This window comes from Gordonia malaquae, from assembly GCF_037148075.1.
Taxonomy (GTDB): Bacteria; Actinomycetota; Actinomycetes; order Mycobacteriales; family Mycobacteriaceae; genus Gordonia; species Gordonia malaquae.
Genome location: NZ_JBBCUB010000007.1, coordinates 141,666 through 154,447, shown reverse-complemented (window position 1 = coordinate 154,447; position 12,782 = coordinate 141,666). Strand labels below are relative to the sequence as shown.

General features: G+C 66.5%; 12 protein-coding genes. 5 read left to right on the top strand and 7 right to left on the bottom strand.

The window, feature by feature from the left end; translation table 11 throughout:
- Positions 1 to 13: 13 nt before the first annotated feature.
- Together WFK36_RS20760 and WFK36_RS20755 are read right to left on the bottom strand one after the other, a co-directional pair.
- Positions 14 to 520 carry an alternate-type signal peptide domain-containing protein gene (locus tag WFK36_RS20760; RefSeq protein WP_336793966.1) on the bottom strand — a complete coding sequence of 169 codons (507 nt, stop codon included), beginning with the start codon at positions 518 to 520 and terminating at the stop codon, positions 14 to 16.
- A 209-nt stretch (positions 521 to 729) separates the two neighbouring features.
- Positions 730 to 1,455 carry a hypothetical protein gene (locus tag WFK36_RS20755; protein WP_336793965.1) on the bottom strand — a complete coding sequence of 242 codons (726 nt, stop codon included), beginning with the start codon at positions 1,453 to 1,455 and terminating at the stop codon, positions 730 to 732.
- Between the two features lie 612 nt (positions 1,456 to 2,067).
- Between WFK36_RS20755 and dnaK the strand changes: the two genes are divergently transcribed.
- From dnaK to lon, 5 genes are all read left to right on the top strand, one after another.
- The gene (gene dnaK / locus WFK36_RS20750) at positions 2,068 to 3,906 is read left to right on the top strand and encodes a molecular chaperone DnaK (protein ID WP_008380745.1); all 1,839 of its coding nucleotides are present in this window, start codon (positions 2,068 to 2,070) and stop codon (positions 3,904 to 3,906) included.
- The gene (gene grpE / locus WFK36_RS20745; RefSeq protein ID WP_008380744.1) at positions 3,903 to 4,445 is read left to right on the top strand and encodes a nucleotide exchange factor GrpE; all 543 of its coding nucleotides are present in this window, start codon (positions 3,903 to 3,905) and stop codon (positions 4,443 to 4,445) included. Before dnaK ends, grpE begins: the two co-directional genes overlap by 4 nt.
- A 94-nt stretch (positions 4,446 to 4,539) precedes the next feature.
- Positions 4,540 to 5,706, top strand: a complete 1,167-nt coding sequence (gene dnaJ / locus WFK36_RS20740) for a molecular chaperone DnaJ (protein ID WP_008380742.1) — start codon at positions 4,540 to 4,542, stop codon at positions 5,704 to 5,706.
- 6 nt (positions 5,707 to 5,712) lie between these two features.
- Positions 5,713 to 6,117, top strand: coding sequence for a heat shock protein transcriptional repressor HspR (locus WFK36_RS20735; protein WP_336793964.1), 405 nt, complete (start codon positions 5,713 to 5,715; stop codon positions 6,115 to 6,117).
- 152 nt (positions 6,118 to 6,269) lie between these two features.
- On the top strand, positions 6,270 to 8,663 hold the full coding sequence (gene lon, locus WFK36_RS20730) for an endopeptidase La (protein ID WP_336793963.1): 2,394 nt from the start codon (positions 6,270 to 6,272) through the stop codon (positions 8,661 to 8,663).
- Between the two features lie 261 nt (positions 8,664 to 8,924).
- Here lon and WFK36_RS20725 read toward each other — a convergent pair whose 3' ends face one another.
- The 5 genes from WFK36_RS20725 to WFK36_RS20705 all read right to left on the bottom strand — a co-directional run bounded on the left by WFK36_RS20725 (position 8,925) and on the right by WFK36_RS20705 (position 12,739).
- Positions 8,925 to 9,452 carry an SRPBCC family protein gene (locus WFK36_RS20725; RefSeq protein WP_336793961.1) on the bottom strand — a complete coding sequence of 176 codons (528 nt, stop codon included), beginning with the start codon at positions 9,450 to 9,452 and terminating at the stop codon, positions 8,925 to 8,927.
- Positions 9,449 to 9,808: an ArsR/SmtB family transcription factor gene (locus WFK36_RS20720; protein WP_008382010.1), complete on the bottom strand. Its 360-nt coding sequence runs from the start codon at positions 9,806 to 9,808 to the stop codon at positions 9,449 to 9,451. Before WFK36_RS20720 ends, WFK36_RS20725 begins: the two co-directional genes overlap by 4 nt.
- Positions 9,809 to 9,874: 66 nt before the next feature.
- Complete coding sequence (locus WFK36_RS20715) at positions 9,875 to 10,312, bottom strand: SRPBCC family protein (protein WP_336793959.1); 438 nt, start codon at positions 10,310 to 10,312, stop codon at positions 9,875 to 9,877.
- Positions 10,305 to 11,798, bottom strand: coding sequence for an SDR family oxidoreductase (locus WFK36_RS20710; protein ID WP_336793958.1), 1,494 nt, complete (start codon positions 11,796 to 11,798; stop codon positions 10,305 to 10,307). Before WFK36_RS20710 ends, WFK36_RS20715 begins: the two co-directional genes overlap by 8 nt.
- Complete coding sequence (locus WFK36_RS20705; protein ID WP_336793957.1) at positions 11,795 to 12,739, bottom strand: SDR family NAD(P)-dependent oxidoreductase; 945 nt, start codon at positions 12,737 to 12,739, stop codon at positions 11,795 to 11,797. Before WFK36_RS20705 ends, WFK36_RS20710 begins: the two co-directional genes overlap by 4 nt.
- Between the last annotated feature and the right edge of the window lie 43 nt (positions 12,740 to 12,782).

Sequence of the window (12,782 nt, the reverse complement as noted above, 5' to 3'; positions counted from 1 at the left end):
AGGGACGCGCAGACTAGTTCTGCTGCAGGGTGACCGTCGCGCCGGAGAGGTCGGCGGTCTTGTCCTGGCCGTCGGTGCCGGTAGTCGAGGTCTTGAAAGTGATGTCAGTAGACACGGTCTTGTTGGTGTTGTTGTCGGCCGCGGTGACTGTGGCGCCTGCGCCGCCGGTCGGGGTCGCCGTCAGATACGAGGCGAGGTCGCCGGTGACGCCGCCCAGACTCGGGGTGAGGGTTGCGGTCAGGTTGGTGCCGACAGCGGTGATCTTGTAGGTCGCGGTGTAGCGGACGGTGTCGCCTGGGACGAGACGGTCAGTCGCGGGGACGAATGCTTGTCCGTCCTTGGCTCCACCGACCCACTTCCAGGAGCCTGCGTCGACCGAAGTGAGGTTCAGCTGACCGGCGGTCACTGTGCCACCGGAAGCGCTCTGGCTGCTGTTCCACGCGGCCATGGTGCCTGCGCCGCCGGCGAGGATGGCTGCGCCTGCGGCTGCGGCGAGTGCGCCCTTGGTTACCTTGTTCATGTTGTCCCTTGTCGGGTCGGGCATTCCGTCTGTCGGAGTGCTGGGAGGGAGTGCTCGTCGCCGTGGCGCCGAGCTGACTTGCGCAGAGCGCAGGTCTACGGCCGGGGGTCACCAAGGGTGCGGCCGAAGTCTTGGGGTGCCGTGGCGGGCCTCGGGGAGGTGGCCCGCCACGGCAGATCGGGGAGGGGAGGGAGTCTGGTCTTCGTCGGTCAGCGGGAGGCTGCGACGACGTTCGGCGAGTCGAGCTGGATCAGCTTCGACGCCGCGCTGCCGGAGCCGAGGCTGCCGGTGTCCGAGCAGAGGATCGGGCCGAGGATGTCGCCGAGCGAACCGCTGGCGCTTCCGCTCGCACTGCTGTTGCTGCAGTCGCCGGGATCAGTCGGATCCGTCGGATCGGTGGGACCGTCGCCAGCGACCTCTTCGAGCGCGGTGCTCCAGTCGGGCTTGATGACGAAGCCCTGCTGGGTCTCGCCCGCCGGGATGCCGACATACAGCTTCACGTCGATCGGAGTGCCCTTGGTCAAGCGGTTCGACTCGACGACGAGGATTCCGGGGTTGCCGACCAGGTCCTTCTTGACGCCGGTCACGGCACCTGCGTTAGCTCGGACGAATGCCGACCCGCCGTTCGGCAGCGCCCAGTTGCCTGCGTACGCCTGGAACTTTGCGGGGGTGTCGCAGTTGTTCTTGACCTTGAATGACGCCTGCAGCACCTCGCTGCCAGGCGATGGCACGTTGCCGGTCCACACGATGGTGTTGATGTCGCCCCAGGTGTTGCCGTTCACGGAGAACTGGAGGCATTCGTCCGGGAGGTTCTGTCCGACGGCCGCGTGCGCGGCCCCCGCGCCGAGGCCGGCAATCGCTGCCGCAGCTGCTCCGGCGGCAGCGACGACGGCTGCGCGTCGAACAGTCTGGGTCAGTCGTGCGTTGTTTGGCATGAGATGAATAGTGACCGATTCGATCGATCGATTCCTGTAACCCGTTCTAGGGACAAGCGCGTGACCTGCACAGATTTTGAGTCCTCTCCGTCCGATTTGTGCCACCGATGTCAGTGGAGGATGGCGGCCCTGCCTGCGAAGAGAGACGTTTCGAGCGCGAGGTCCCAAATTTGAGTGACTGGCGTCACGCACTGAACGTAAGCATGTGAGACGTCACATTTCTGTGCTCGAACTGTGCCAACGAGTAGGGCGCTGACTCAGATTTGCTGTTGGAGTGCTCGGAAGTGTTGATCGAGCGATCTACGGCCGGGCTTCGGTCGACGAGCGGAGGCCCGCTCGGCGGGTGCTGACTAATAGGGGGTGCGCGACTGGTTGTGTGTGCGGGATTACACAAACTTGATCGAATATCGCTCAAGTTTGGGGAATGGAACCGTGGTTCGGCAGGTTGAACGAAGCAAGAAACCTGAGTGAGGAAGACTCAAGAAAGTTGACGGCCGAGAGTTCGGCCGGTAGACCTGAGTCCGAGGCGCTAAGGGTTTCGGAAACGAAGGCCACGCCAGGCCAACCAACCAACCGGCTTCGTCAGGTAGCCGCCCACAAGGAGGAACACATATGTCCCGTGCTGTCGGAATCGACCTCGGCACCACCAACTCCGTGGTGTCCGTTCTCGAAGGCGGCGAGCCCACCGTCATCGCTAACGCTGAAGGCTCCCGCACCACCCCGTCCGTCGTCGCATTCGCCCGCAACGGTGAAGTCCTCGTCGGACAGCCTGCCAAGAACCAGGCGGTCACCAACGTCGATCGCACCATCCGTTCGGTCAAGCGCCACATGGGCACCGACTGGACTGTCGAGATCGACGACAAGAAGTACACCCCGCAGGAGATCAGCGCGCGCACGCTCATGAAGCTCAAGCGCGACGCCGAGGCATACCTGGGTGAGGACGTCTCCGACGCCGTCATCACGGTCCCCGCCTACTTCAACGACTCGCAGCGTCAGGCCACTAAGGAAGCAGGCCAGATCGCCGGCCTCAACGTCCTGCGCATCGTCAACGAGCCCACCGCGGCCGCACTCGCATACGGCCTGGACAAGGGCGAGAGCGAACAGACCATCCTCGTCTTCGACCTCGGTGGCGGCACGTTCGACGTCTCGCTCCTGGAGATCGGCGACGGTGTCGTCGAGGTCCGCGCCACGTCGGGCGACAACAACCTCGGTGGCGACGACTGGGACGAGCGTCTCGTCGAATGGCTCGTCGACAAGTTCAAGTCCACCTCGGGCATCGACCTGACCAAGGACAAGATGGCCATGCAGCGTCTCCGCGAGGCTGCTGAGAAGGCGAAGATCGAACTGTCGTCGTCGCAGTCGACCTCGATCAACCTGCCGTACATCACGGTGGACGCCGACAAGAACCCGCTGTTCCTCGACGAGCAGCTGAGCCGCAGTGAGTTCCAGAAGATCACCAGCGATCTCCTCGAGCGCACCCGAACGCCGTTCCAGGCCGTCATCAAGGACGCGGGCATCTCGGTCGGCGACATCGACCACGTTGTCCTCGTCGGCGGCTCCACTCGCATGCCCGCCGTCACCGAGCTCGTCAAGGAGCTCACCGGCGGACAGGACCCCAACAAGGGCGTGAACCCGGACGAGGTCGTCGCCGTCGGCGCCGCACTGCAGGCCGGTGTGCTCCGCGGTGAGGTCAAGGACGTGCTCCTGCTCGACGTGACCCCGCTGTCGCTGGGCATCGAGACCAAGGGCGGCGTGATGCACAAGCTGATCGAGCGCAACACCACCATCCCGACCAAGCGCTCGGAGACCTACACGACCGCTGAGAACAACCAGCCGTCCGTGCAGATCCAGGTGTTCCAGGGTGAGCGTGAGATCGCGGCGCACAACAAGCTCCTCGGCTCGTTCGAGCTCGGCGGCATCGCACCTGCACCGCAGGGCGTCCCGCAGATCGAGGTGACCTTCGACATCGACGCCAACGGCATCGTGCACGTCACCGCGAAGGACAAGGGCACCGGTAAGGAGAACAGCATCCGTATCCAGGACGGTTCCGGTCTCTCGAAGGAAGAGATCGACCGCATGGTCAAGGACGCTGAGGCTCACGCTGAAGAGGACCGCGCTCGTCGCGAGGAGGCGGAGACCCGCAACCAGGCGGAGTCGCTCGTCAACCAGACGGAGAAGTTCCTCAAGGAGAACGAGGACAAGGTCCCGGCCGACGTCAAGGAGAAGGTCGAGGCTGCCATCGCCGAGGCCAACGAAGCTCTGAAGGGCACCGACACCGCTGCCATCCGCAGTGCCATCGAGAAGCTGTCGGAGGAGTCGCAGGCCGTCGGCCAGGCGATCTACGCCAGTGCTCAGGCCGAGGGTGAAGCAGCAGGCGCGGCAGCCGACGGCGCCGACGACGTCGTCGACGCAGAGGTCGTGGACGACCCGGCAGAGGACGACAAGAAGTGACCTCGCCCGACGACGTGACGCCAGACGACGTGACGCCGGAAGCGGACGAGACGGTGGCCGAGGCTGTCGTTGAGGAAGCACCCGCGGAGGAGGTCGCAGCTGATCAGGCTGCGGCCGACCCGCAGGTCGCCGAACTCACCGAGGCACTGCAGCGGGAGCGCGCACAGTTCGCGAACTTCAAGCGCCGCAGCGCCGAGGAGGCTCTCCAGGCCGTCGCTCGTGGAAAGCAGATTCTCGTTGAGAAGCTGCTGCCCGTGCTCGACGATCTCGACCGTGCCCGCGAGCACGGCGACCTCGCCGACGGCAGCCCGCTCAAGGCTCTCGCCGACAAGCTGGGCGACGTCCTCACCAGCGAGAAGCTCGCCAAGTTCGGCGAACCGGGCGATGTGTTCGACCCGGAGCTGCACGAAGCGATCCAGAACGACGGCTCCGGCGACCAGCCGGTCCTCGGACTGGTCTACCGCGCCGGATACCGGCTCGGTGACAAGGTGATCCGCACTGCGATGGTCACCGTCACCGATCCGCCCGCTGCGGAATGATCCGCGTCTCGACTGCGCTCGACGAGCCTTACGCTCCTCGAGCGCAGTCGAGAGGCATCCCACACATACACAGACTTTCAGGAGGTGACGTCTGATGGCAGCCCAGCGTGAATGGCTGGAACGCGATTTCTACGCAGACCTCGGCGTTTCTTCCGACGCCACTGCGGAGCAGATCAAGAAGGCATACCGGAAGCTCGCTCGTGAGCTGCATCCCGACGCCAACCCCGGCGACACTGCCGCCGAGGAACGCTTCAAGCGAGTGTCGGAAGCTCACAGCGTGCTCGCCGATGACGCGAAGCGCAAAGAGTACGACGAGATGCGCACACTCATGGCGAGCGGTCGATTCCGCGCCGACGGCGGACCGTCGGCAGGCGGTTTCGGCGGTGGCGCCGGCGGCTTCGACATCGGTGACCTGTTCGGTGGCGGAGCCGGTGGAGGGGGCGCCGATGTCGGTGACCTCTTCGGCGGTCTCTTCGGCGGACGGGGTCGTAAGACGACCGCGCCTCGTCAGCGTCGAGGCAACGACCTCGAGACCGAGACGACCCTCGCGTTCCGCGACGCGGTGCAGGGAACGACGGTCCAACTGCGAGTGACGAGCCCGTCGCCGTGCACCAACTGCCACGGCAGCGGTGCCAAGCCCGGCACCAGCCCGCGCACGTGCACGAGCTGCAGCGGTTCCGGATTCGTGAGTCGCAACCAGGGACACTTCGGATTCTCCGAGCCGTGCCCCGACTGCCAGGGCACCGGAACCAAGATCGACGATCCGTGCCCCGACTGCTCGGGCTCGGGCATCACGGTTCGCCCTCGCACGATCAACGTCCGCGTCCCACAGGGCGTCGAAGACGGGCAACGCATCCGGCTCGCCGGTCAAGGTGAGGCCGGACGACGCGGTGCACCGTCGGGTGATCTGTACGTGACGGTGCACGTGACCGCCGACAAGGTGTTCACGCGCAACGGGAACGACCTCAAGGTGGAACTGCCTGTCGCATTCTCCGAGTTGGTGCTCGGTGCGACGGTGTCTGTTCCGACTCTGGACGGGACCGTCGGCGTGAAGATCCCAGCGGGCACCTCGGACGGGCGTACCCTGCGCCTCAAAGGCCGCGGAGTTCCGAAGCGGTCCGGCGGTGCGGGCGACCTGCTCGTCACCGTGAAGGTGGCCGTTCCCTCGAAGCTCGACGACGCAGCGATGGCTGCGATGAAGTCGTACGCCGAGGCGGAACGGTCGAGCGGATTCGATCCACGAGACGGATGGGCCCGGTGATCGGCCATGGCTACACGGAAATCGCACGACGACGGCGGTGACGCCGCCACCTTCTTGATCTCGGTGGCGGCCGAGCTGGCCGGCATGCACGCGCAGACGCTGCGCACGTACGACCGGCTCGGCCTGGTGAGCCCGCGGCGCACCAGTGGCGGCGGGCGACGCTACTCGTCTCGCGACGTCGAGATGCTCCGCGAGGTGCAGCGCCTGTCCCAGGACGAAGGTGTCAACCTCGCGGGCGTCAAGCGCATCATCGAGCTGACCGACCAGGTGGACGCCCTGCGGAGCCGCCTCGCCGAGATGCAGAACGAGCTCGACAACGCCCGCCGGAACATTCGACCGGGCACCGAGCTCGTTCCCGTCCCGCGCACCAACGCGCTTGTCGTCTGGCAGCCCCGCAAACGTAAGAACTGACTCGCTCCGAGCCCTGTGACCAGCATGTGGTCACAGGGCTCGGAGTTGTTTGGTGCTTCATCCACGGAGTAGTTCGCTGTAGGTGAACAGCGTTAAGGAACAAGATCGCCAGTCTGGATGTTGAGTCGAGCAGACTGAACTTTGGAGGTGTCATGTCTGAGAACATTTCCGTTCCCGTCCTGTTCGTTCCCGACTTGGTGGTGCTCCCCGGGATGGTGGTGCCGGTGCCGCTCGACGACGCCGCGCAGGCTGCGGTTGATGCGGCTCGCCCCTCGACGTCGCTCGGGGATCGGGGGAACACGTCGCTCGGGGAATCCGAAGGCAAGATCCTGATCGCGCCGCGGCTCGACGACCGTTACCCGACACACGGCGTGATCGCATCGATCGTGCAGGTCGGGCGCATGCAGGGCCAGGAGCAGTACGTCGCGGTGGTCCGCGGCGAACAGCGCGCTCACATCGGTGCCGGAACCACCGGCCCGGGCGCGGCACTGTGGGTGCAGGTCGAGGTCGTCGACGACACCCCGATCACCGACACGACAAGAGAACTCGCCGCCGAGTACCGCAAGGTGGTCCTGGCGATGCTCCAGCGTCGTGAAGCGTGGCAGGTGATCGACGCCGTCAACCGGCTGACCGATCCGGCCGCACTCGCCGACACGTCCGGCTACACATCGTGGCTGACCAACGCGCAGAAGCGGCAGCTACTCGAGACCGGCGACGTCGACGAACGTCTCCGACTCCTCATCGACTGGACGGGCGAGCACCTCGCTGAGACTGAGGTGAGCGAGAAGATCGCATCCGACGTCCGTGAGGGCATGGAGAAGACGCAGAAGGAGTTCCTGCTCCGTCAGCAGCTCAACGCGATCCGCAAGGAACTCGGGGAAGACGAGCCCGACGGCGCCGACGACTACCGTGGGCGCGTCGAGGCGGCCGATCTGCCGGAGAAGGTCCGTGAGGCCGCTCTCCGTGAGGTCGGCAAGCTGGAACGCGGAACCGACCAGAGTCCCGAGGCCGGCTGGATCCGCACCTGGCTCGACACCGTCCTCGACCTGCCGTGGGACGTGACCACCGACGATTCGACCGATCTGGCAGGTGCGCGAGAGATCCTCGACGCCGACCACCATGGACTGGACGACGTGAAGGACCGGATCGTCGAGTACCTCGCCGTCCGCACTCGGCGTGCCGAACGTGGGATGTCCGTCGTCGGCGGCCGTGGATCGGGTGCTGTCATGGTGCTGGCCGGTCCTCCCGGCGTCGGCAAGACGTCGCTCGGGGAGTCGGTGGCTCGTGCACTCGGGCGGAAGTTCGTGCGCGTGGCCCTCGGCGGTGTGCGCGACGAAGCCGAGATCCGCGGTCACCGTCGTACATACGTCGGCGCGCTGCCCGGCCGGATCGTCCGAGCGATCGGTGAAGCCGGCTCGATGAATCCCGTCGTCCTGCTCGACGAGATCGACAAGGTCGGCTCCGACTACCGCGGCGACCCGGCGGCGGCCCTGCTCGAAGTCCTCGATCCGGCGCAGAACCACACGTTCCGCGACCACTACCTGGACCTGGACCTCGACCTGTCGGACGTGGTGTTCCTCGCGACCGCCAACGTCGTCGAGAACATCCCGTCCGCACTGCTCGACCGCATGGAGCTGGTGTCCATCGACGGCTACACCGAGGACGACAAGGTGGCCATCGCCCGGGACTACCTTGTCCCGCGTCAGATGGACCGTGCTGCGCTGACGGCGGCGGAAGCCACGATCACTGACGCCGCACTCCGTGAGATCGCTGCGAACTACACCCGCGAACCGGGTGTGCGACAGTTCGAGCGACTCCTGGCCAAGGCGCTCCGCAAGGTCGCCGTCCGTGAGACGGAGAAGCCGGGAGAGGAGATCGTCGTCGACGTGGACGATCTCGTCGACTACCTCGGTCGTCCGCGCTTCACGCCCGAGACCGCCGAACGGACGGAAGTCCCCGGTGTCGCGACGGGACTGGCGGTCACCGGCATGGGTGGCGACGTGCTGTTCATCGAGGCGTTGTCGGCGCTCGGTCAACGCGGCGACGAGAGCGACGGTGGTGGAGCGCTGACGCTCAAGCTCACCGGGCAACTCGGCGACGTGATGAAGGAGTCGGCGCAGATTGCGCTCAGCTACGTGCAGGCGCACGCGGCCGACTTCGGGATCGACCCGGCGGCGCTCCGCGGCGAGGTGCACATCCACTTCCCAGCAGGGGCCGTCCCGAAGGACGGGCCGTCGGCGGGCGTCACGATGGTGACCGCACTGGTGTCGATGTTGACCGGGCGGCGCGTTCGCAGCGACGTCGGGATGACCGGCGAAGTGACGCTGAACGGACGCGTGCTCCCGATCGGCGGTGTGAAGCAGAAGCTCATGGCTGCGCAGCGGAACGGGCTGAAGACGGTGTTCATCCCGCAGCGCAACGAGCCCGACCTCGACGAGGTGCCCGCTGAAGTGCTCGATGCGCTCGATGTGAAGCCGATGGTGGACGTCGCCGAGATCGTCGCGCTTGCACTGGAGCCTGCCTCGGAGGCCGCAGCTGCCGCGTGACATCGGCGTCCGCCCGCGCCTCACCTGCTCCGTGAGCGACGTCCCGTCTGCTCCTTGAGCGAACGGCCCCACCTGCTCCTTGAGCGAACGCAGTGAGTCGAAAGGTGTAGCGGCACAGGCCTTTCGACTCGCAAGCTCGCTCAAGGGGCAGGGGGACGAGCTCGCTCAAGGGCAGGGGACGAGTTCGCTCAAGGGCAGGGGAGGAGCTCGCTCAGGGGCAGGGGAGGAGCTCGCTCAAGGAGCCGGGGGGCGTGAGGGCTGTCAGAACCCGAACTCGGCGCGGTAGTGCGCGGTGAACGCGTCGTTCGGGTGATAGTCGGCGAAGTCGACGGCGGAGGCGTCGTCCCCGGTCTCGGCCGCGACCAAGCGGTCGAGGTAGTAATCCCAACCGGGGCCGACGCCTTCAGCCATCTTCGGGTCGGGAACGCTCTGCGCAAACGTCAGCGTGGTGACGCCGTCGGCTTCGGTGAGATCGAGGCGGAGGCGCCAGTGCGTCGGATTCTCGCCGTCGTACGGGGAGGTGGTCGTGACGCGAAGTCGCCGGGGCGGATCGCATTCGTCGATGGCGAACGCTTCCGCGGGCATGTCGTCTCCCTCGAACAGCATCTGGAATCGCACTTCGCCGGAAGCGGGCTCGCCAGTCCATGTACCGATCCAACGGGCCAGGCGCTCCGGTTCGGTGATCGCGGCCCACACGTCGTCGATGGGCGCGCGAAACGTTCGACGCCATTCGCAGTAGGCGCCGTCGGCTGCGTCGAGACGGCGGCCGGTCGGGGCGGGTGTGCTCATGCGGTGTTCTCCTTGCGGTCGGCGTCGCTCTCGCGTCGCTCTCGGCTGGTGCGTCGGACCTCGAGGTCGAGGCCGTCGAGGACGTGTTCTGGAATCAATGGCGCAGGTGGGCGGAGACTGTCGAGGAACTCCCGCACGGGGGTGATTCCCTCGACGGTCAGGCGGTAGTGCCGCTCGCGACCGGAGGTCGACGCGTCGACTAATCCGGCCTCGGTCAGGAGTCGTAGATGCTTGCTGATCGCGGGCCGACTGATGTCGTGATCGCTCGCGAGGTCGACCACGCGAGCGGGCCCGTCGCGCAGTCGTGTCAGCAGGCTGCGTCTCACCGGGTCTGCGAGAGCTTCGAATGCGTCCACACCACTATTGGTAATCAATTGGTTACCAATAGTCAAGAGTGAGAGGAAGGCGACGGCACGCGCCTGTCAGGGCGCGAGTCGGTCGAGTTCCCTGCTGAGCCCCTCGGCGCCGTCGGTGAACAGGCGTCGAACGGCGAAACGGAGCAGCGGTTCGAGCAGGCCGAGCACTCCGTTGAAGTCGAAGGCGACCGCGTATGTCACCTCGGTGCGGTCCCCCACCTCGACCACCGTGATCGTGTCGACTGCGGTGATCGACTTCTTCTCGCCGCGGAGTCGGATGAGCGAGTGCGGTTCGACGTCGGTCAGCTCGTAGTCGAGCGTCGTTGTTCGGCCTGCGAACTTGCTCTCCACTCGGTACCGGGTGCCGATGCGTCCGTCGCCGCTGAGCGTTTTCACGGCGACGGCGTTCGGATCCCACTGCTCTGCGTTCGTGAAATCGGACAGGTAGTCGAACACCGCGACGGCGGACGCCTCGGTGGAAACCGTCTGCTGCATCTCAATCATGTTCTTTCTCCTGCTCGACGACGAAGTGTTCGGACTGGGCGGCGGCCTGCCCGGTGATGTTGCGTGCCATACCGCTGAAGATGATGCCGTGGAACGGCAGGATCGAGGCCCAGTAGGCGTGTCCAGCCAATCCGTTCGGACGGAACAGCGCGCGCTGGTGATACACCGATCCGCCGTTGTCGCCGGGCTCGACGGACAACTCCAGCCAGGCGTCTCCCGGCACCTTCATCTCGGCGCGCAGCCGGAGGAGCCGCGGGCGTTCGAGGTCTTCGACGCGCCACCAGTCGAGCGCCTCGCCGACGCGCAACCTGCGCGGGTCTCGTCGACCGCGGCGGAGTCCGACGCCGCCGCTGAGGCGATCGATCCATCCGCGGACACTCCACGCGAGCGGGAACGAGTACCAGCCGGTCTCGCCGCCGATCGCCTCGATGACCTCCCACAACATCTCAGGGGGTGCGTCGGAGTCGTGACGTCGCTCGTCCTTGTACAGGGTTCCGCCGGACCACTCGGGGTCGGACGGAATGGGGTCGGACGGGGCGGGGGTCGACGTCGCATCGGACCATCGGGTCGGCACGTCCAGGTCGCGGATGCGGGCCAGTGCCAACTCGACGGCCCGCCGGTAGCCGGTCAGCCCTCCGGCCGGCTCGGGGATGTACTCGGCGATGTCCTGCTCGTGGCAGACCACCTCGTGCACCAGCGATTCCATCAGCGGGACCGCGATCGACCGCGGAACAGGCGTCACGAGGTTCACCCACTGGGCCGACAGCCAGGGCGTGAGCACCGGGACGGGCACCACGAGGCGTCGCGGCAGTTCGGCGACAACCGCGTACTCGCGCATCATCTCGAGATAAGTGAGCACGTCGGGGCCGCCGATGTCGAACGATCGATTCACCTCGGCGGGAAGCTCGGCCGAACCGACCAAGTAGTGCAGGACGTCGCGCACCGCAATCGGTTGAATGCGGTTCTTCACCCAGCGCGGGGTGATCATCGCGGGCAGACGTTCGGACAGGTATCGCAGCATCTCGAAGCTGGCCGACCCGGATCCGAGGATCACCGCGGCCCGCAGCTCCGCCGTCGGCACTCCGCTGTCGCGCAGGATGCGTCCCACCTCGGCGCGAGATGCCAAGTGCGGCGACAGTTCCTCGGCGTCTGGAACCAGCCCGCCGAGATAGACGATGCGTTGTATCCCGGCGTCGGCAGCCTGCGCGCCGACGAGTCGGGCGGCGTCGGCGTCGACGGTGACGAAGTCCTTTCGCACAAGGGAGTGAACGAGGTAGTAGAGGACCTCCTGGCCGTCGACTGCGGCGCGCACAGAAATCTGATCGGTGACGTCGCCCCGGACCACGTCGACCTCGGCGCGCCACGGAACATCGTTGAGCTTCTCCGGTGAACGCGCCATCAGCCGCACAGCGTGCCCGGCCGCGATCAACTCGGGAACGAGCCGTCCGCCGATGTACCCGGTGGCCCCGAACACGACGACTCTCACGACTGGGCCGGCTTCGTCTCTGCGATGTCACATGCTGCGGCGACTTCGCGCCACACCTCGGCGAGCCCGTCGTCGGAACCGCCGAAGTAGTGCGTCGGACGCGGCGCGCGGTCGTGCCAGAACAGCCCGCTCGGCGGTGTCGGTTCCGTTGACAGCAGCCATACCGCGGTATCGGCACCCTCCTGCGCCGAACGCAGAAGCGGCCCGGTGAACCTCCGGAATCCCGGCAGCGAATCGGCGACGCCGGGTGTGTCGACCCACCCGGGATGCATCCCCGCGACCATCACGTTCGGCCACCTCTCTGAGAGGATCGGCAGCAACGCCACCTGCACCCGTTTGCTGCGGGCGTAGGCGCGTGCGCCGCGGTAGTCTCCGGACCGGTACTCGAGGTCGTCGGAAGGCAACGCCGCCGTGTACATTCCACCGGACGACATGAACACGACGCGCGCGTCGCCGGCCGAGGCCAACTGCGGGGCCAGCAGTTCGGTCAGCAGCACCGGACCGAGAACGTGCGTGGCCAGCGACATCTCGTGGCCGTCGGCCGACTCAGTGCGCTCGGGCGGCATCACGCCCGCGTTGTGAACGATCCCGTCCACCCCTCGTTCGGTCAGCCGATTCGCTAGGTCGCGGACCTCGGAAAGGTCGGAGACGTCGCCCAGTTCGATCCCGACGACTGCGCTCGGCTGGGTCTGAAGAATCGAGGCTCGTACGCCCTCGGCGCGGTCGGGGTTCCGCCCGACCAGAATCGGGCTGCCGCCCAGGGCGGCTATGCGGGCCGCAGCGGCCGCGCCGATGCCTGATGTCGCGCCGGTGACCACCACCGTTCGCCCCACCATCGATCCGGGTGCAGGTTGATTCCACGTCCGGGACCGGATCGCGAACCCGAGGCGTGAGTAGCCCCCGATCACGGAACGGTCCAGCACGGTGTCGAGCAATGCCATCGTGCGGTCCTCTCTGGCGGGTGGTTCAGGTGGTCGCAATGCC

Bases quoted from the DNA above. Each gene is read 5' to 3' on its own strand.
- WFK36_RS20705 (WP_336793957.1), bottom strand. From the start codon at position 12,739: ATGGCATTGCTCGACACCGTGCTGGACCGTTCCGTGATCGGGGGCTAC.
- WFK36_RS20715 (WP_336793959.1), bottom strand. From the start codon at position 10,312: ATGATTGAGATGCAGCAGACGGTTTCCACCGAGGCGTCCGCCGTCGCG.
- WFK36_RS20760 (WP_336793966.1), bottom strand. From the start codon at position 520: ATGAACAAGGTAACCAAGGGCGCACTCGCCGCAGCCGCAGGCGCAGCC.
- WFK36_RS20755 (WP_336793965.1), bottom strand. From the start codon at position 1,455: ATGCCAAACAACGCACGACTGACCCAGACTGTTCGACGCGCAGCCGTC.
- lon (WP_336793963.1), top strand. From the start codon at position 6,270: ATGTCTGAGAACATTTCCGTTCCCGTCCTGTTCGTTCCCGACTTGGTG.
- WFK36_RS20735 (WP_336793964.1), top strand. From the start codon at position 5,713: ATGGCTACACGGAAATCGCACGACGACGGCGGTGACGCCGCCACCTTC.
- WFK36_RS20725 (WP_336793961.1), bottom strand. From the start codon at position 9,452: ATGAGCACACCCGCCCCGACCGGCCGCCGTCTCGACGCAGCCGACGGC.
- dnaJ (WP_008380742.1), top strand. From the start codon at position 4,540: ATGGCAGCCCAGCGTGAATGGCTGGAACGCGATTTCTACGCAGACCTC.
- dnaK (WP_008380745.1), top strand. From the start codon at position 2,068: ATGTCCCGTGCTGTCGGAATCGACCTCGGCACCACCAACTCCGTGGTG.